Source organism: Pseudomonas sp. GW460-LB5 (genome assembly GCF_059423245.1).
The window spans coordinates 1-19,335 of the sequence record NZ_JBWKXT010000062.1 but is presented as its reverse complement, the minus strand read 5'-3'; the positions used below and the strand labels follow the sequence as shown (position 1 = coordinate 19,335).

At 62.7% G+C, this 19,335-nt stretch carries 16 protein-coding genes; 7 read left to right on the top strand and 9 right to left on the bottom strand.

Features of this window, described 5'->3' with window-relative positions:
• Position 1 precedes the first annotated feature (1 nt).
• Complete coding sequence (locus AC07XM_RS26350; protein WP_102689952.1) at positions 2-1,003, top strand: glycosyl transferase family protein; 1,002 nt, start codon at positions 2-4, stop codon at positions 1,001-1,003.
• 94 nt (positions 1,004-1,097) lie between these two features.
• The gene (locus tag AC07XM_RS26345) at positions 1,098-2,057 is read left to right on the top strand and encodes a glutathione S-transferase family protein (protein ID WP_102689950.1); all 960 of its coding nucleotides are present in this window, start codon (positions 1,098-1,100) and stop codon (positions 2,055-2,057) included.
• A gap of 130 nt (positions 2,058-2,187) precedes the next feature.
• Here the strand turns inward: AC07XM_RS26345 and cysG are convergent, their stop codons facing one another.
• The 6 genes from cysG to AC07XM_RS26315 form a co-directional block, all read right to left on the bottom strand.
• Complete coding sequence (gene cysG, locus AC07XM_RS26340) at positions 2,188-3,579, bottom strand: siroheme synthase CysG (RefSeq protein ID WP_016488115.1); 1,392 nt, start codon at positions 3,577-3,579, stop codon at positions 2,188-2,190.
• The gene (serS, locus tag AC07XM_RS26335) at positions 3,580-4,860 is read right to left on the bottom strand and encodes a serine--tRNA ligase (protein WP_102689951.1); all 1,281 of its coding nucleotides are present in this window, start codon (positions 4,858-4,860) and stop codon (positions 3,580-3,582) included.
• A 30-nt stretch (positions 4,861-4,890) separates the two neighbouring features.
• Complete coding sequence (crcB, locus tag AC07XM_RS26330) at positions 4,891-5,265, bottom strand: fluoride efflux transporter CrcB (protein WP_016488117.1); 375 nt, start codon at positions 5,263-5,265, stop codon at positions 4,891-4,893.
• Positions 5,262-6,587 carry a replication-associated recombination protein A gene (locus AC07XM_RS26325; RefSeq protein WP_016488118.1) on the bottom strand — a complete coding sequence of 442 codons (1,326 nt, stop codon included), beginning with the start codon at positions 6,585-6,587 and terminating at the stop codon, positions 5,262-5,264. The genes crcB and AC07XM_RS26325 overlap by 4 nt, the downstream gene beginning before the upstream one ends.
• A 12-nt stretch (positions 6,588-6,599) precedes the next feature.
• On the bottom strand, positions 6,600-7,223 hold the full coding sequence (lolA, locus tag AC07XM_RS26320; protein ID WP_016488119.1) for an outer membrane lipoprotein periplasmic chaperone LolA: 624 nt from the start codon (positions 7,221-7,223) through the stop codon (positions 6,600-6,602).
• Between the two features lie 62 nt (positions 7,224-7,285).
• A complete protein-coding gene (locus tag AC07XM_RS26315) occupies positions 7,286-9,832 on the bottom strand; it encodes a DNA translocase FtsK (protein ID WP_371918306.1) in 2,547 nt (848 codons plus the stop codon).
• A gap of 323 nt (positions 9,833-10,155) precedes the next feature.
• Between AC07XM_RS26315 and aat the strand changes: the two genes are divergently transcribed.
• From aat to infA, 3 genes are all read left to right on the top strand, one after another.
• Complete coding sequence (gene aat, locus AC07XM_RS26310; protein ID WP_063422625.1) at positions 10,156-10,836, top strand: leucyl/phenylalanyl-tRNA--protein transferase; 681 nt, start codon at positions 10,156-10,158, stop codon at positions 10,834-10,836.
• 56 nt (positions 10,837-10,892) lie between these two features.
• Positions 10,893-11,600: an arginyltransferase gene (locus AC07XM_RS26305; protein WP_016488122.1), complete on the top strand. Its 708-nt coding sequence runs from the start codon at positions 10,893-10,895 to the stop codon at positions 11,598-11,600.
• A 101-nt stretch (positions 11,601-11,701) separates the two neighbouring features.
• Positions 11,702-11,920, top strand: coding sequence for a translation initiation factor IF-1 (infA, locus tag AC07XM_RS26300; RefSeq protein ID WP_002553999.1), 219 nt, complete (start codon positions 11,702-11,704; stop codon positions 11,918-11,920).
• Positions 11,921-12,094: 174 nt separating this feature from the next.
• On the opposite strand, the gene clpA is transcribed toward infA, so the two are convergent.
• The gene (gene clpA, locus AC07XM_RS26295; RefSeq protein WP_016488123.1) at positions 12,095-14,365 is read right to left on the bottom strand and encodes an ATP-dependent Clp protease ATP-binding subunit ClpA; all 2,271 of its coding nucleotides are present in this window, start codon (positions 14,363-14,365) and stop codon (positions 12,095-12,097) included.
• A 30-nt stretch (positions 14,366-14,395) separates the two neighbouring features.
• Complete coding sequence (clpS, locus tag AC07XM_RS26290; RefSeq protein ID WP_003251220.1) at positions 14,396-14,758, bottom strand: ATP-dependent Clp protease adapter ClpS; 363 nt, start codon at positions 14,756-14,758, stop codon at positions 14,396-14,398.
• A gap of 230 nt (positions 14,759-14,988) precedes the next feature.
• Here clpS and cspD point away from each other — a divergent pair, with 230 nt between their 5' ends.
• Positions 14,989-15,255: a cold shock domain-containing protein CspD gene (gene cspD, locus AC07XM_RS26285; protein WP_016488125.1), complete on the top strand. Its 267-nt coding sequence runs from the start codon at positions 14,989-14,991 to the stop codon at positions 15,253-15,255.
• Between the two features lie 71 nt (positions 15,256-15,326).
• On the opposite strand, the gene icd is transcribed toward cspD, so the two are convergent.
• Entirely contained in the window at positions 15,327-16,583 is a 1,257-nt protein-coding gene (gene icd / locus AC07XM_RS26280; protein ID WP_016488126.1) for an NADP-dependent isocitrate dehydrogenase, read from the bottom strand.
• Positions 16,584-16,995: 412 nt separating this feature from the next.
• Here icd and AC07XM_RS26275 point away from each other — a divergent pair, with 412 nt between their 5' ends.
• On the top strand, positions 16,996-19,221 hold the full coding sequence (locus AC07XM_RS26275) for an NADP-dependent isocitrate dehydrogenase (RefSeq protein ID WP_016488127.1): 2,226 nt from the start codon (positions 16,996-16,998) through the stop codon (positions 19,219-19,221).
• The last annotated feature ends 114 nt before the right edge of the window (positions 19,222-19,335 follow it).

The following is a 19,335-nucleotide window of genomic DNA, read 5'->3' as shown; positions in this document are numbered from 1 at the left end:
TTTGAAAGAAGCTCGCCCGCTCACGCTTGAAACCCCTGCCGAGCACCCGTTCGCCGAATTCGTGCGCATTCTCGGCAAAGGCAAGCGCGGCGCGCGCGGCCTGACCCGTGAAGAGGCCCGCGCGGCCATGACCCTGCTGCTGGAAGGCAAGGTCGAGGACACCCAGCTGGGCGCCTTCCTCATGCTGCTGCGCCACAAGGAAGAAAGCGCCGAAGAGCTGGCCGGCTTCACCGAGGCGCTGCGCGCCCACCTGCAGGCGCCGAGCATTGCGGTGGACCTTGACTGGCCCACTTACGCCGGCAAGAAGCGCCACCTGCCCTGGTACCTGCTGGCGGCCAAGTGCCTGGCCGGCAATGGCGTGCGCATCCTGATGCACGGCGGTGGCGCGCATACCGCCGGGCGGATGTACACAGAGCAACTGCTCGACCTGTTGCAGATCCCGCTGTGCCGCGACTGGGCTGCTGTGGGCAATACACTGAACCAGCATCACCTGGCGTTTTTCCCGCTGCACGACTGGGCGCCGCAGTTGCAGCGCATGATCGACCTGCGCAACACCTTGGGCCTGCGCTCGCCCATCCACTCACTGGCCCGGGTGCTCAACCCGCTGGGCGCACGCTGTGGCCTGCAAAGCATCTTCCACCCGGGTTACCAGGCCGTGCACCGTGAGGCCAGCCGCCTGCTGGGCGACCATGCCGTGGTGATCAAGGGCGATGGCGGTGAGATCGAAGTCAACCCCGATGTCATCAGCCACCTCTACGGGACGACGGCGGGCGAAGCATGGGACGAAGAATGGCCAGCGCTGAGCGAGCGCCGCCATGTCAAACCGGCCAGCCTGCAGGCCGAGCACTTGCGGGCGTTCTGGCGCGGTGAAGTGGAAGACAGTTATGGCGAAAAAGCCCTGATCGCAACCATGGCCCTGGCCCTGCGTGGCCTGGGACAGAACCGCGAGCAGGCATTTGCGACAGCCCAAGGCTATTGGAATACGCGAGATAGATCGATTTAACCGATAATAGCACCCGGATCTTTGCGCTATTTGTTCGAACGATTTGGCCTAGACTGGGCTCCAACGACAAATCACTTTGTTTCAGGAGCTCATCATGGGCCTTTTGATCGACGGCCGCTGGCACGACCAGTGGTATGAAAACGGCAAGGACGGCACGTTCAAACGCGAAAATGCCCAACGCCGCAATCAACTGCCGGCTCCCGAAGCCGGCCGGTACCACCTGTACGTCTCGCTGGCCTGCCCATGGGCCCACCGCACCCTGATCTTGCGCGCCCTCAAAGGCCTTGAGCCATTGATCGATGTGTCGGTGGTCAGCTGGCTGATGCAAGACCATGGCTGGACCTTTGACCAGCAGCAAGGCTCCAGCGGTGACCACCTCGATGGCCTGCAGTACCTGCACCAGCGCTATACCCAGGATGACCCACACTACACCGGCCGCGTGACTGTGCCGGTACTGTGGGACAAGAAAGAGAAACGCATCGTCAACAATGAATCGTCGGAGATCATCCGCATCTTCAACAGCGCGTTCAACGAATTGACCGGCAATACCCTGGACCTCTACCCCGAGGCACTGCGCCCGACCATCGAAGCACTGAACGAGCGCATCTACCCAGCGGTGAACAACGGCGTATACCGTGCAGGCTTTGCCACCACGCAGGACGCCTACGAGGCTGCGTTCGACGACGTGTTCAACGAGCTGGATTATCTGGAAGATGTGCTGAGCCGCAACCGTTACCTGGCCGGTGAGTACCTGACCGAGGCCGATGTACGCCTGTTTACCACGCTGGTGCGCTTCGACGCGGTGTACCACGGGCACTTCAAGTGCAACCTGCGCCGCCTCAGCGACTACCAAAACCTGTCAAACTGGCTGCGTGAGCTGTACCAGTGGCCGGGGGTGGCGGGCACGGTGGATATGGAGCATATCCAGAAGCACTATTACATGAGCCACAAGACCATCAACCCGACCGGGATCGTGCCTAAAGGGCCTTTGCAGGACTTTGGCTTGCCGCATGATCGGGAGAAGTTGGTAGGGAAAGGGATCTGGCAGGCTTGAGATAGCCGGGGCTGCTTTGCAGCCCATTCGCAGCACAAGGCTGCTCCTACAGGAATCACGTCGGGCTTCACGCGATCCCTGTGGGAGCAGCCTTGTGCTGCGAATGGGCCGCAAAGCGGCCCCAACAATGTCAGCTGTTTTGCGAACCTTCGAACCAGGCCAGCTTGTCACGCAACTGCACCACTTCCCCCACAATCACCAGGGTCGGCGCATGCACTTCATGCCGGGCCACCAAGTCTGGCAAGTCCGCCAAGGTACCGGTAAACACTCGCTGGTTACGCGTAGTCCCCTGCTGCACCAACGCCGCCGGGGTACTTGCCGCCCGCCCATGGCGAATCAGCTCGGCGCAGATGGTCGGCAAACCAACCAATCCCATGTAGAACACCAGGGTCTGGGACGGCGCCACCAGGTCATTCCACGGCAGGTTGCTGGTGCCATCCTTCAGGTGCCCGGTGACGAAGCGCACCGACTGGGCGTAGTCGCGGTGAGTCAGCGGAATCCCGCCATACGCGGAGCAGCCACTGGCCGCGGTAATGCCCGGCACCACCTGGAACGGAATGCCATGCTCGGCAAGCTCTTCGATCTCTTCGCCACCCCGGCCGAAGATGAACGGATCACCACCCTTCAGGCGCAACACGCGCTTGCCCTGCTGGGCCAGGTCGACCAGCAGGCGGTTGATCTGGTCCTGGGGCACGGAGTGGTCAGCACGGCGCTTGCCCACGTAGATCCGCTCGGCATCACGCCGGCACATCTCGATAATGGCAGGCGCCACCAGGCGGTCGTACAGCACCACGTCGGCCTGCTGCATCAGGCGCAAAGCGCGGAAGGTGAGCAAGTCCGGATCACCCGGGCCCGCCCCTACCAGGTACACCTCACCGCCCTGCTGCAGTGGCGCGCCTTCTACCATCGCCTGCAACAGGCGCTCGGCTTCAGCGCCCTGCCCGGCCAGCTGGCGCTCGGCAATCGGCCCCTGGAACACCGTTTCCCAGAAGCCGCGACGCTGGTTGACGTCCGGGTACAAGGCTTTCACCTTGTGCCGGAAACGCGCAGCCAGCCCGGCCAGCTCACCATAGGCTGCGGGGATCCACGCCTCCAGCTTGGCGCGAATCAGACGCGCCAGAACCGGGGCGTCACCGCCACTGGATACCGCAATCACCAGCGGTGAGCGGTCGACGATCGCCGGGAAGATCACCGTGCACAGGGCCGGCGCATCCACCACGTTGACCGGCAGGCTGAGGGCCTGGGCATCGGCCGACACCTGGGCGTTCAGCCCAGGGTCGTCGGTAGCCGCGATCACCAGCCGGCAACCGACCAGGTCGGCTGCCTGATAGCCACGCACCAGCACCTCACCGCCACCTTCGCGGGCCAACGCGGCCAACTGGCCGTCGACGTCCGGCGCTACCACGCGCAGCACGCTACCGGCATCCGCCAGCAGGCGCGCCTTGCGCAAGGCGATCTCCCCACCGCCGACGACCAGCACGCGGCCGCCCTGCAGCTTGTGGAACAGTGGCAGGTAATCCATTTAGCGGATGACCTCGACGCCGCCCATGTACGGCTTGAGCACGTCCGGTACACGGATGGAACCGTCGGCCTGCTGGTAGTTTTCCAGCACGGCAACCAGGGTACGGCCTACGGCCAGGCCGGAGCCGTTGAGGGTGTGCACCAGCTCTGGCTTGCCGGTTTCCGGGTTGCGCCAGCGGGCCTGCATGCGGCGCGCCTGGAAGTCGCCACAGTTGGAGCACGAGCTGATTTCGCGGTACTTGTCCTGGCTCGGCACCCACACTTCCAGGTCGTAGGTTTTCACTGCACCAAAGCCCATGTCGCCGGTGCACAGGGCCAGCACGCGGTACGGCAGCTCGAGCAGCTGCAGCACGCGCTCGGCGTTGGCGGTCAGGCCTTCCAGGGCTTCCATCGACTTGGCCGGCTCTACCACCTGCACCATCTCGACTTTGTCGAACTGATGCTGACGGATCATGCCGCGGGTGTCACGGCCAGAAGCACCGGCTTCACTGCGGAAGCAAGGGGTGTGGGCAACCAGTTTCAGCGGCAGCTGCTTGGCGTCGAGGATTTCACCGGCAACCAGGTTGGTCAGGGACACTTCGGCAGTCGGGATCAGGTAGAAGTCAGCTTCACCTTCGCGGGTGATCTTGAACAGGTCTTCCTCGAACTTCGGCAGCTGGCCAGTACCCTGCAAGGCAGGCGCCTGCACCAGGTACGGGGTGTAGTGCTCCTCGTAGCCGTGCTCGCCGGTGTGCAGGTTGATCATGAACTGCGCCAGGGCGCGGTGCAGGCGGGCAATCGGGCCACGCAGCACGGCAAAGCGGGCGCCAGACAGCTTGGCTGCGGCCTCGAAGTCCAGGCCACCGCTGACTTCGCCGAGGGCGACGTGGTCCTTGATCACGAAGTCAAAGGCGGTCGGCGTACCCCAACGGCGCACTTCGACGTTGTCGTCTTCGCTGGCACCGACCGGTACGCTGGCGTCCGGCAGGTTGGGGATGGTCAGCAGGATACCGTCCAGTTCGGCCTGAATGCCGTCCAGCTCGGTCTTGCCGGCAGCCAGTTCGTTGGCCATGCGCTCGACGTCGGCCATCAGTGGCGCGATGTCTTCGCCCTTGGCCTTGGCCTGGCCGATGGACTTGGAACGGGCGTTACGCTCGGCCTGCAATTGCTCGGTGCGGGTCTGCACCGCCTTGCGGCGCTCTTCCAGTGATTCGATGCGCGCGACATCCAGGCTGAAGCCACGGGAGGCCAGGCGTTGCGCCACTTCCTGAAGTTGGCCGCGTAACAGTTTGGAATCGAGCATATCGTTCTCTCGTTATAGGTAGGTGTTGGTTCAGAATCGGGTCAGGGACAGGCCGGCCCAGGTTGCGAGCAGCCCGCCCACCACGCTGATACTGGTATAGCCCAAGGCAAGGGGCACTTGCCCGCTTTCCATCAGGCGCACGGTATCGAGCGAGAAAGAGGAAAAGGTCGTCAGGCCACCGAGGAAGCCGACAATCAGGCCGGCGCGTAATTCGACCGGCGCCAGCGGCTTGTGCAAGAACAAGCCATAGAGCAAGCCGATCAGCAGGCAGCCAACCAGGTTGACCGCCAGCGTACCGGCATAAAAGTGCCGTGGCCAGTGGGCCGCTACCCAGTTGGCGGTAGCGAAGCGCAACAGGGTGCCGGCAACACCGCCCGCGCTGACCGCGGCAATGAGTGCAATCACGGTTTTCTCCGCTGGCGGGGGCTGTTACGGTCCAGGTCGGCCAGGTGGCGCAGCTTCTCGCCAATCTTCAGCTCCAGGCCACGGGGCACCGGCTGGTAGTACTGGCGCGGCTCCAGCGCATCGGGGAAGTAATCCTCACCGGCGGCGTAGGCATCAGGTTCATCGTGGGCATAGCGATACTCGTCGCCATAACCCAGTTGCTTCATCAGCTTGGTCGGGGCGTTGCGCAGGTGCAACGGCACCTCCAGCGAGCCATGCTCGGCCGCTTCACGCAGGGCAGTCTTGAAGCCCATGTACACCGCGTTGCTTTTCGGCGCACAGGCCAGGTACGTGATGGCCTGCGCCACCGCCAGTTCGCCCTCGGGGCTGCCCAGGCGCTCCTGCACGTCCCAGGCTGCCAGGCACAGACTGAGCGCGCGCGGGTCGGCGTTGCCGATGTCCTCGCTGGCCATGCGCACCACGCGGCGGGCGATGTACAGCGGGTCGCAGCCGCCGTCGAGCATGCGGGCAAACCAGTACAGGGCGCCATCGGGGTTGGAGCCGCGCACCGACTTGTGCAGCGCGGAAATCTGGTCGTAGAACGCCTCGCCGCCCTTGTCGAAGCGGCGGCGGCTGTCACCCAGCAGGCTCTGCAGCATCTCGACGTCGATCTCGCTGCCGTCTTCCGCCAGGTCCGAGGCGTTCTCGAGGAAGTTGAGCATGCGCCGGCCATCCCCGTCGGCAGCGGCCATGAGCATCTTGAAGGCCTCGTCGCCCACCTGCAGGTTGCGCTTGCCCAGGCCACGCTCTTCGGTCAGCGCACGGTTGACCAGCTTGCGCAGGGCCGCCTCGTCCAGGCTCTTGAGCACATACACCCGCGCCCGCGACAACAGCGCGTTGTTCAGCTCGAACGACGGGTTTTCGGTGGTAGCGCCGATGAACAGCAGGGTGCCGTCTTCGACGTAGGGCAAAAAGGCGTCCTGCTGCGACTTGTTGAAGCGGTGCACCTCGTCAACGAACAGGATGGTGCGCCGGCCATACTGCCCAGCCTGCTGCTTGGCCACCTCGACCGCCTGGCGAATCTCTTTCACCCCGGCCAGCACCGCCGACACGGTTTCGAAGTGCGCATCGCAAAACTGCGCCAGCAGCCGCGCCAGAGTGGTCTTGCCCACCCCAGGCGGCCCCCAGAAGATCATCGAGTGCAGCGCCCCCTGCTCCAGCGCCTCACGCAGCGGTTTGCCGCGCGCCAGCAGGTGCTCCTGGCCCACGTACTCGTCCAGGTTGGACGGGCGCAGGCGAGCAGCCAGGGGCTGGGCGACGGGTTCGCTTCGAAACAGGTCCATGACGAGCTCCGCTTACTCCTTGATCACGTCCGCACCTTTGGGGATGTCGAACTTGAACCTGCTGTCCGGCACCGCCTGGTTGGCCTTGACTCCATTGAACAGGATGTTGGTGCGTTGGCCGACGCTGTCGACCAACTGCATGTCATTGATCAGGCCTTTGCGGAACGACACGCGCAGCGAGTCGAACAGGGTGTCCTTGGTCTTCGGCTTGAGGGTGAAGTCCATGACTTCGCCCTGCTCCTTGGAGGTGATATCGAAGCTCTGGCTGATCTTCGACACGTCACCGGACAGCAGCAGTGCCGGGGTCTGGTTCAGGCGCACGTCGAGCTTCTTGATGGTGGCCTGTTCCAGGTCCGGGTCCCACAGGGTAACCATCTTGCCATCAGACACCACCACCTGCTCCTGCGGCGCATCGGTGTGCCAGTAGAACAGGCCCGGGCGCTTGACTGTCATCTGGCCAGCGGTTTCCTGCAGGCTGGCGCCGTCGGCACCCAAGGTCAATTGAGAGAAATTGGCCTCGATGGTCTGCGACTTTTCCAGCAGCTGGGTCAGGCGTTGTACATCTTGCTCACCGGCAAAAGCCGAAACGCTGCCCAGAGCAAGGGCAGAAACCAACAGCATGCGAATCGCGCGCATGGTAATCCTCATTGAGCATTGAAAAGACCGGGCGCCACCGTTGGCGCCCGGCAAGGTGTTCATCAGTCGCGCGGGCCGCCCGGGGCAATCACTTCCCGCGAGCCGTTGCTGTTCATCGGGGTGACCACGCCAGCCATTTCCATGGCTTCGATCATGCGGGCGGCGCGGTTGTAGCCGATCTTCAGCTTGCGCTGCACGGCCGAGATCGACGCACGGCGGCTTTCCAGCACGAACTGCACGGCCTCATCATACAGGGCGTCGCTTTCCGAATCTTCGCCATCCCCACCGCCACCGCCGCCTTCGAAGCCGCTGCCGGCCTCTTCCACGCCGTTGAGGATGTCGTCGTTGTAGTCCGGCGCGCCGCGCAGCTTCCACGCTTCCACCACGCGGTGCACTTCGTCGTCGGAGACGAACGCACCGTGCACCCGGATCGGCAGGCTGGTACCCGGCGGCATGTACAGCATGTCACCGTGGCCCAGCAGCTGCTCGGCACCACCTTGGTCGATGATGGTGCGCGAGTCGATCTTGCTCGATACCTGGAACGCCATGCGGGTCGGGATGTTGGCCTTGATCAGGCCGGTGATCACGTCCACCGACGGGCGCTGGGTGGCAAGAATCAGGTGGATACCGGCCGCCCGCGCCTTCTGGGCGATACGGGCGATCAGCTCTTCGACCTTCTTGCCGACGATCATCATCATGTCGGCGAATTCGTCGACCACCACCACGATGGTCGGCAGGGTTTTCAGCGCAGGCGGCTCGTCGTCCATGCTCTCGCGGCGGTACAGCGGGTCATGGATGATCTCGCCGGCCTCCTGGGCATCCTTGATCTTGCGGTTGAAGCCGCCAAGGTTACGCACGCCCATGGCCGCCATCAGCTTGTAGCGGCGCTCCATCTCGGCCACGCTCCAGCGCAGGGCGTTGGCAGCATCCTTCATGTCGGTGACCACTGGGCACAGCAAATGCGGGATGCCTTCGTAGATCGACAGTTCGAGCATTTTCGGGTCAATCATGATCAACCGCGCGTCTTCCGGGCCGGATTTGAACAGGATCGACAGGATCATCGCGTTCACACCCACCGACTTACCGGAGCCGGTGGTACCGGCCACCAGCAGGTGTGGCATCTTGGCCAGATCGGTGATCACCGGCTTGCCGCCGATGTCGTGGCCCAGGGCCAGGGTGACCGGGGACTTCTGCTCCTCGAACTGCGGCGTGGCCAGCACTTCGGAAAACCGCACCATCTGCCGGTTTTCGTTGGGGATCTCGATACCCACGGTGGTCTTGCCAGGGATGACCTCGACCACCCGCACGCTGGTCACGGCCAGCGAGCGCGCCAGGTCCTTGGCCAGGTTGGCGATACGGCTGACCTTCACGCCAGCGGCCGGCTGGATTTCGTAACGGGTAATCACCGGGCCTGGGTGGATCGAGTCCACCGAGACTTCAACGCCGAATTCCTTGAGTTTGATTTCCAGCAACTGGCCGACACTGGCCAGGGACTCTGGCGAGTACTCGATCTTTTTCTGCTCGGCCGGGTCGAGGATGGAAATCGACGGCAGGGTGCCTTCAACGGCGCTGTCGACGAACAGCGGCGCCTGCTTCTCCTTCATCACCCGCTTGCTCGGCTCCGGCGCCCTGGCCGCTGCCGGAGGCACGATCGTCGGGGCTGCAGGCTGCTCGCGGGGCAGCACGGTTTCACGCGGCACAACCGGCTCGCGCGGCACAACGGGCTCACGCGCCAAGGTCGGTTCGCGAGGCGCGGCAGGTTGAGCAGGCGCTTCTTCGCGCTTGAAGAGACGCTCGCGCAACGCCGGCTTGGCAGGCTCGCGCTTGTCGGCGGCCATCGGCGGCGCCTTGAACACCGGCTCGTCCTCACGCAGCTGGGCCTCCAGGCGTTTACGCTCATTACGCGCTTCCCACCAGCGGTTGGCGGCACCCTGCACCAACTCGAACAGGTCAAGGGTGATCTTGCCGGTCAGGTCCATCACCTTGAACCACGACAAATCGGTGAACACGGTCAGGCCGAACAGGAACAGGGCTATGAACATCAGCGTGCTGCCCTGCACGTTCAGCAGGTTGCGCGCCAGCTCGCCCAGGCTTTCGCCCAGCGCGCCGCCCGCGGAAAACGGCATGCTCGCCGGCGGATGGAAGTGAATATGTGCCAGCGCTGCGCCGGATAGCACCAGGAACACCAGGCCGATCAGCCGCCAGGAGAACAGCCAGCCGCTCCAGTCCCAGGGCTGATGGCGCTCACGGAAGATCTGCCAGGTCTTGACCCCCAGCAACAGCGGGAAGATGTAGGCAAAGTAACCCAGCACCATGAACAGGATGTCGGCGAAGTAGGCGCCGGCGCGCCCGGCGGCGTTCTGCACCTGCTCGACGTTGCTGGTGTGGCTGAAGCCCGGGTCGGAAGTGTCGTAGGTCAGCAGCGCCATCCACAGGTACAGGCACAAGGCGCCGATCGCGATCAACGCACCTTCCTTGAGGCGATAATGCAGCTGCTGCCGCCACAGGGGCACAGGCAAAGGAGCTGGGGTTGCGGTGGATTTCTTCAAAACGCGTCTATTCCTGCGCGTGGTGCGCGTCCAATAGTGATCGGCCGGCTGTGCGGCCAATGAACCACTACTTTTAACATTACTGCCCGCCAGCCGCCATGGCGGCACGCCGCATGGGTGTTTGCCGGGGGCGACTTTCACATGGCTGCAATTTGAGCATGCATTTTCTTTTGTGACAAAGGCTTATGCTGTGTTTTTGCACAGGTATGACAGCAAATGTAGCGGATGGTGCCTGCGGTTTCATGAATGTGCAGGAAATTGCCCAGAATTGCCGAAACTGCACTGCCTCTTTGTAGGAGCAGCCTTGAGGCCCCCAAAGAGATTGACCCTGCTTTTCACCCGCGCCATGCTGCCCTCTCCCCTCCCCCACCGCACGATAGACCATGCTCACCTGGCTGACCCGCGACTCGCTGACCTTCCCGCCCCTGGAAAAGGCCCTGCACGACCCCAACGGCCTGCTGGCCGCTGGCGGCGACCTGAGCCCCGAGCGCCTGGTGCAGGCCTACCGCCATGGCTGTTTCCCGTGGTACCAGGACGGCCAGCCCATTCTGTGGTGGTCACCCGACCCGCGCACGGTGCTGTTGCCCGACCAACTGCACGTTTCGCGCTCGCTGGCCAAGCTGATGCGCCAGGGCCGCTACCAGGTCAGCTTCGACACCGACTTTGCTGCCGTCATTGCGGCCTGCGCCGCACCCCGCGACTACGCCGACGGCACCTGGATCACCGATACCATGCGCAACGCCTACTGCGAACTGCACCGCCGTGGCATCGCGCATTCGGTGGAGGTACGCCAGGACGGCGAGCTGGTCGGCGGCCTGTACGGCCTGGCCATGGGCCAGCTGTTCTTCGGCGAATCAATGTTCAGCCGCGCCGACAACGCCTCCAAGGTTGGCTTCGTGACCCTGGTCAACCACCTGCGCGAAGCCGGCTTCGTGCTGATCGACTGCCAGATGCCCACCAACCACCTGCACAGCCTGGGCGCCCATGCCATCAGCCGCGCCGAGTTCGCCGGCTACCTGGCACGCCACCTCGACCAGCCCAACAGCGCAACGTGGGTTGCCTAGGCGAGTTGCCATAGCTGGCTTACACTTAAAACAAAGTCTCACCGAAGGGGTTGATCATGACAGAGTTGGCGCGCTTGAAGTTTTATGCCACTCAGCCCCACTCCTGCAGCTACCTGCCTGACGAGCAGGCGACCACACTGTTCCTCGACCCCAGCCAGCCGATGGACGTAAAGGTGTACGCCGACCTGTCGGAAATGGGCTTTCGGCGCAGTGGCGACCACCTGTACCGCCCCCACTGCCAGAACTGCAACGCCTGCGTGCCGGCGCGCATCCCGGCGGCGCGCTTTATTCCCAACCGCCAGCAACGGCGCATTCTCAAGCGCAATGCCGACCTGACCGTGAGCGCGGCGCGCCCCACGTTCAAGGAGGAGTACTTCGAGCTGTACCGGCGCTATATCGAAACGCGCCACGCCGACGGTGACATGTACCCGCCCAGCCGTGATCAGTTTTCCACCTTTCTGGTACGCGACCTGCCGTTCTGCTGGTTCTACGAGTTCCGCCTGGAAGGCCGGTTGATGGCGGTGGCCGTGTGCGACCTGCTGCCCAACGGCCTGTCGGCGGTGTACACCTTCTACGAGCCGGACGAGGAGCGACGCAGCCTTGGCCGCTTCGCCATCCTCTGGCAGATCACCGAAGCCGTGCGCCAGGACCTGGAGGCGGTTTACCTGGGCTACTGGATCAAGAACTGCAAGAAAATGAACTACAAGACGCAGTATCGGCCTATCGAGCTGCTGATAAACCAGCGCTGGGTCACCCTTAACTGAAAGCATTGGCTTGACACGCAGATTTCCGGCATAATCGGCGCCACTTTTTTGCCCGGTGCGGATATGCGTCGGGCTAACACTGGATCCGAGGGCTCAACTGCATGTCGAAAGAAGACAGCTTCGAAATGGAAGGTACTGTCGTCGACACCCTGCCCAACACCATGTTCCGCGTGGAGTTGGAAAACGGGCACGTCGTAACCGCGCACATCTCCGGAAAGATGCGCAAAAACTACATCCGTATTCTCACTGGCGACAAGGTCCGCGTCGAGCTGACGCCCTACGACCTGAGCAAGGGCCGCATCACCTACCGTGCGCGCTAAGCTCCAGCCATGAAAAAGCCCGGCCATGTGCCGGGCTTTTTTGTGCCTGTGAAATTGTACGGTTGCAACCCTCTCTGTGGGAGCGGGCTTGCCCCGCGAAGCAGGCCCCGCGGCGCATGGCACCGGCTTCGCCGGTGTTCGCAGGGCAAGCCCGCTCCCACAGGGCCTCGCTTGTCAGGCAACCTCAGCCGTGGTCTCGAAGTCGAACACCAGTTCGCCATCGCGCAGGTCGATGTGCACCACACCGCCATGCTCGGCCAGTTCGCCAAACAGGATCTCCTCGGCCAACGGCCGTTTGATCTTGTCCTGGATCAGCCGCGCCATCGGCCGCGCGCCCATCTGCACATCGTAGCCCGACGCCGCCAGCCAGCCGCGGGCGTCATCACTGACTTCCAGCAGCACACGCTTGTCTTCCAGCTGCGCCTGCAGTTCGATAAGGAACTTGTCGACGATGCTCTTGATCGTCTCGTGGCTCAGGCGGCCGAACTGGATGATGGTGTCCAGGCGGTTGCGGAACTCTGGCGTGAAGCTCTTGCGGATGACTTCCATGGCATCGGACGCATGGTCCTGATGGGTGAAGCCGATCGAGGCCCGTGCCGCGGTTTCCGCGCCAGCGTTGGTGGTCATGATCAAAATCACGTTACGGAAGTCGGCCTTGCGCCCGTTGTTGTCGGTCAGGGTACCGTGGTCCATCACCTGCAGCAGCAGGTTGAAGACTTCCGGGTGGGCCTTCTCGATTTCATCGAGCAGCAAGACGCAGTGCGGTTGCTTGGTGATCGCCTCGGTCAACAAGCCACCCTGGTCAAAGCCAACGTAACCAGGAGGCGCACCGATCAGGCGGGACACCGTGTGGCGCTCCATGTACTCGGACATGTCGAAACGCACCAGCTCCACACCCAGCGCCTTGGCCAGCTGCCGCGCCGCTTCGGTCTTGCCGACGCCGGTTGGGCCGGCGAACAGGAACGAACCGACAGGCTTGTCTGGCGCCTTGAGGCCGGCACGGGACAGCTTGATGGCAGTCGACAGCGAATCGATCGCCTGGTCCTGGCCAAACACGGTCAGTTTCAGGTCACGCTCGAGATTACGCAGCAGCTCTTTGTCGGAACTGCTGACATGCTTCGGCGGAATGCGCGCAATCTTCGCAACGATGTCCTCGACCTGCGGCACGTCGATGCGTTTGACGCGGTTGGCTTCCGGCTGCAGGCGCTGGTAGGCACCCGCTTCGTCGATCACGTCGATGGCCTTGTCCGGCATGTGCCGGTCATTGATGTAGCGCGAGGCCAGTTCGGCGGCGGCGCGCAGGGCTTCGTCGCTGTACTCGATGTTGTGGTGGCTCTCGAAGCGCCCTTTAAGGCCGCGCAGAATGCCCACGGTGTCTTCGACCGACGGCTCGCTGACATCCACCTTCTGGAAGCGCCGTGCCAAGGCACGATCCTTCTCGAAGATGCCGCGAAACTCCTGGAAGGTGGTGGAGCCAATGCAACGGATCTCACCCGACGACAGCAACGGTTTGAGCAGGTTGGAGGCATCCATCACCCCGCCCGACGCCGCACCGGCACCGATGATGGTGTGGATTTCGTCGATGAACAGGATCGCCTGCGGGCGCTTGCGCAGCTCGCCGAGCAGCGCCTTGAAGCGTTTCTCGAAGTCACCGCGGTACTTGGTACCGGCCAGCAGTGCGCCAAGGTCGAGGGAGTACACCACGCTCTGCGCCAGCAGGTCGGGCACCTGGCCATCGACAATGCGCTTGGCCAGGCCTTCGGCGATGGCGGTTTTGCCCACGCCCGCCTCACCCACCAGCAGCGGGTTGTTCTTGCGCCGGCGGGCAAGGATTTGCGCCACGCGCTCAACTTCCTGCTCGCGACCTACCAGCGGGTCGATACGGCCGGCACGGGCCAGCTCGTTCAGGTTGCTGGCATAAGCGTCCAGCGGGTTGCTCGACGAGGACGTTTCGCCGCCCTCTTCGTCCTGCATTTCCTGATCGCTGTCAGCGTGCGAACCATGGCCAGGCACCTTGGAGATGCCATGGGCGATGTAGTTCACGACGTCGATGCGGGCCACGCTCTGTTGCTTGAGCAGGAATACGGCCTGGCTTTCCTGTTCGCTGAAGATCGCCACCAGCACGTTGGCGCCGGTCACTTCGCGCTTGCCAGAGCTTTGCACGTGGAACACGGCACGCTGCAGCACGCGCTGGAAGCCCAGGGTCGGCTGGGTTTCACGGTCTTCATCGTTGACAGGGATCAACGGGGTGGTGGAATCGATGAACTCTTGCAGGTCGTGCTTGAGCTTGTCGAGATTGGCGCCACAGGCGCGCAGAACGGTCGCGGCAGCCTCATTGTCAAGGAGTGCCAGCAGCAGATGTTCGACGGTCATGAACTCATGACGTTTCGAACGGGCCTCCTTGAAGGCCAGATTGAGGGTGACTTCGAGCTCGCGGTTTAACATAGCTTCACCTCATACCCAAGTGGTCGGCGATTAACCGTCCTTCTCGATTTCACAGAGTAGCGGATGCTGGCTTTCCCTGGCGTATTGGTTGACCTGCATAGCCTTTGTTTCGGCGATGTCACGGGTAAACAATCCGCACACTGCCCGCCCTTCTGTATGGACGGTCAGCATGATCTTGGTCGCCAGCTCGCGGTTCAGACTGAAGAACGTCTCGAGCACTTCGACGACGAAATCCATTGGCGTGTAGTCATCGTTGAACAAAACCACCTTGTACATCGGTGGCGCCTGCAGGATCGGCTTGGCTTCCTGGACTGCAAGACCCGAGCCGTCGTCCTCATTCGATTGCGGGCGATCCTGATTGAATGTTAGTCGAATCTCACTAGGTGCATGCATGGAAAGAATTTCATCATGAGCGTCAGGTTAAGGTTGTGGGTTGACGGCACAGGCCGCATCCAGCGCAGGCGCCGGGCGACCTTGACTATCGGCAAAACGGTGTTACAACCAATAAGAACCCACCGTGGTCGATAAAGATCCGCGCAGTCAACCAGATTTTTCGCAAGGTTCGTATGCGGATGAAGTGGATGATACTCCAGTGATGGAGTCCTTTGCAGAGGGACATAGGGATGGCAAGCGGTAAAGTCAAGTGGTTCAACAATGCCAAGGGCTATGGGTTCATCAATGAAGAAGGTAAATCCGATGACCTGTTCGCCCATTATTCGGCCATCCGAATGGACGGATACAAGACCCTCAAGGCAGGCCAGTGCGTAGTGTTCGACATCGTACAGGGCCCCAAAGGTCTGCACGCCGTCGACATCAAAGACGCTGCGGTGGCCGCGGCAGAGGGTGCCAGAACCCTGGGCGAGCCGCAGAGCGAAACTGCCAAAGCCTGACTGCCTGCGCTGTGCCGGTATACGAAACAACCGGCCGCTTCTTTACCTGGAAGCGGCCGGTTTTGCATTGCCTACATATGCTTGATCATTTCATCGCCAAAGCCTGAACTGCTCACCAGCGTGGCGCCGTCCATCAGGCGCTCAAAGTCGTAGGTCACGGTCTTGGCACCGATCGCACCGTTGGTGCCTTTGATGATCAGGTCGGCCGCCTCGGCCCAGCCCATGTGCCGCAGCATCATCTCTGCCGAGAGAATCACCGAGCCAGGGTTCACCTTGTCCTGCCCGGCATACTTGGGCGCGGTGCCGTGGGTAGCCTCGAACATGGCCACGGTGTCGGACAGGTTGGCCCCCGGCGCGATGCCGATACCGCCCACTTCCGCCGCCAGGGCGTCGGACAGGTAGTCACCGTTGAGGTTGAGGGTGGCGATCACGTCGTACTCGGCCGGGCGCAGCAGGATCTGCTGCAGCATGGCGTCGGCGATGGCGTCCTTGACGATGACCTCGCGGCCGGTCTTGGGGTTCTTGAACTTCATCCAAGGGCCGCCATCGAGCAATTCGGCACCAAACTCGTCCCTGGCCACCTCGTAGCCCCAGTCCTTGAAGGCCCCCTCGGTGAACTTCATGATGTTGCCCTTGTGCACCAGGGTCAGCGATTCGCGGTCGTTGTCCACCACGTACTGCAGGGCCTTGCGCACCAGGCGCTTGGTGCCCTCGCGGGATACCGGCTTGACGCCGATGCCGCAGTCCTGGTCGAAGCGGATCTTGGTGACGCCCATTTCCTCCTTGAGGAACTTGATCACCTTGTTCGCCTCAGGCGAACCGGCCTTCCACTCGATACCGGCATAGATGTCCTCGGAGTTTTCCCGGAAGATCACCATGTCGACATCACCGGGCTTTTTCACCGGGCTCGGCACACCCTGGAACCACAGTACCGGGCGCAGGCACACGTACAAGTCCAGTTGCTGGCGCAGGGCCACGTTGAGCGAACGGATGCCACCCCCCACCGGGGTGGTCAGGGGGCCCTTGATCGACACCACGTAATCACGCACGGCGTCGAGGGTTTCCTGCGGCAACCAGGTGTCCTGGTCGTACACCTGGGTGGCTTTTTCGCCAGCATACACCTCCATCCAGGCGATCTTGCGCTTGCCGCCGTAGGCCTTCTGCACGGCGGCATCGACCACTTTGATCATGACCGGCGAGACGTCCACGCCAATCCCGTCGCCTTCGATATAAGGAATGATGGGGTTGTCAGGAACGTTGAGCGAATGGTCTGCATTGACGGTGATCTTGGTGCCGTCGGTCGGAACCTTGATTTTCTGGTATCCCATGCTTGCACTACTCCGCTGTCGGGTGTGATTGGACATCGTGCGATCCACTGAGCCTAAACCACATCTGCCGACCTGCAAGGCATGCGACAACCCGCCACATTGCAGCTACGTCTTTGGTCTTATAAATGGGCCGATATCACTTGGCCTTGCTGATTAGCCCGAATGGTTTGGTATACTCCGCCGCGACCGTAGGGTCATCGGGGCGAATCCCAGGAAAATGCGGACCGCCCTTGGCCATGAATGGCCGAAAAGCCTGGGTTGTTACCGCAGCTCAGCATTGACGCTCGACTGATGCATCCACCATCACCGCTCGCAGCCTCTCGACTTTCCGCTCATGGCGCTGCCAGGGCGATGCGCCTACCCTGCGCACCACGAGACTCGAGCACGCTCAGCACACAGAGAGTTAACCCGCATGCCCACCCGTTCCAAGATCATCTATACCTTCACCGACGAAGCCCCCGCCCTCGCCACCTACTCGCTGCTGCCGATCGTCGAAGCCTTCACCGCTTCGGCCGACATCGCCGTCGAAACTCGCGACATCTCCCTGGCCGGCCGTATCCTCGCCGCCTTCCCGGAGCAACTGGGCGCAGAGAAGCAAGTAGGCGATCACCTGGCGGAACTGGGCCAGCTGGCTACCACCCCTGAAGCCAACATCATCAAGCTGCCGAACATCAGCGCCTCGGTACCGCAGCTCAAGGCCGCGATCAAGGAACTGCAAGGCAAGGGCTTCAACATCCCTGACTACGCCGACGAGCCGGCCACCGCGGACGAAAAAGAGTCCCGCGCCCGCTACGACCGCATCAAGGGCTCCGCCGTGAACCCGGTGCTGCGCGAAGGCAACTCTGACCGCCGCGCGCCGCTGTCGGTCAAGAACTACGCCCGCAAGCACCCGCACAAGATGGGCGCCTGGTCCGCTGACTCCAAGTCGCACGTTGCCCACATGACCCAGGGCGACTTCTACGGCAGCGAAAAAGCCGCACTGATCGAAGCTGACGACAGCCTGCGCATCGAGCTGGTTGGCAAAGACGGCAGCACCACCGTCCTGAAAGAAAAAACCGCCGTCAAGGCCGCCGAAATCATCGACTGCGCCACCATGAGCCGCAAGGCCCTGAAAGCCTTCATCGCCGAGCAGATCGCCGATGCCAAGGCCGCCGGCGTGCTGCTGTCGGTGCACCTGAAAGCCACCATGATGAAGGTTTCCGACCCGATCATGTTCGGCGTCATCGTCGAAGAGTTCTACAACGACGTGCTGACCAAGCACGCCGCAGCCCTGGCCGAAGTAGGCTTCAACGCCAACAACGGTATCGGCGACCTGTACGCCCGCATCAAGGACCTGCCAGCCGACAAGCAGGCCGAGATCGAGGCTGACATCCAGGCCCTGTACGCCCAGCGCCCGGCCCTGGCCATGGTCAACTCCGACAAAGGCATCACCAACCTGCACGTGCCGAGCGACGTGATCGTCGACGCCTCGATGCCGGCCATGATCCGTGACTCGGGCAAGATGTGGAACACCGCCGGTGAACTGCAAGACGCCAAGGCCGTGATCCCGGACCGTTGCTACGCCGGTATCTACCAGGCCACCATCGAAGACTGCAAGCAGCACGGCGCCTTCGACCCGACCACCATGGGCAGCGTGCCGAACGTTGGCCTGATGGCGCAAAAAGCCGAAGAGTACGGTTCCCACGACAAGACCTTCCAGATCAAGGCCGACGGCGTCGTGCGCGTGGTCGATGGCAAAGGCAACGTTGTGCTGGAGCAGAACGTCGAAGCCGGTGACATCTTCCGCATGTGCCAGACCAAAGACGCGCCGATCCAGGACTGGGTCAAGCTGGCCGTCAACCGTGCCCGCCTGAGCAACACCCCTGCGGTGTTCTGGCTGGACCCGGCCCGCGCCCACGACGGCGTGATGATCGAAAAGGTGCAGCAGTACCTGAAGGATCACGACACCACTGGCCTGGACATCCGTGTTCTGGCTCCGGTCGACGCCATCAAGTTCTCCCTGGCCCGCATCCGCGAAGGCAAGGACACCATTTCGGTGACCGGCAACGTGCTGCGCGACTACCTGACCGACCTGTTCCCGATCATGGAACTGGGCACCAGCGCCAAGATGCTGTCGATCGTGCCGCTGATGAACGGTGGTGGCCTGTTCGAGACCGGCGCCGGCGGTTCGGCGCCCAAGCACGTGCAGCAGCTGGTTGAAGAGAACTTCCTGCGTTGGGACTCGCTGGGTGAATTCCTGGCCCTGGCCGCTTCCCTGGAGCACCTGGGCAACACCTATGACAACCCGCGCGCCAAGGTTCTGGCCAGCACCCTGGACCAGGCCACCGGCAAGTTCCTCGACACCAACAAGTCGCCTTCGCGCAAAGTTGGCGGTATCGACAACCGCGGCAGCCACTTCTACCTGACCCTGTACTGGGCTGAAGCCCTGGCCGCTCAAACCGACGACGCTGCGCTGCAAGCGCGCTTCGCACCGCTGGCAAAAACCCTGGCCGAGAACGAAGCGACCATCGTCGCCGAGCTCAACGCCGTTCAGGGCAAGCCGGCCGATATCGGTGGCTACTATGCCCCGGATGCCGAGCTGACCGCCAAGGTGATGCGCCCAAGCCAGACCCTGAACAGCGCCATTGCTGCCCTGTAAGGTTCGCTTGAAGTAACAGCAAAAACCCCGGCCACGCACCGGGGTTTTTGCTTTCTGAAAGAGCTTGCACGGCCCCTGTAGGAGCGGCCTTGTGCCGCGAAAGGGCCGCGAAGC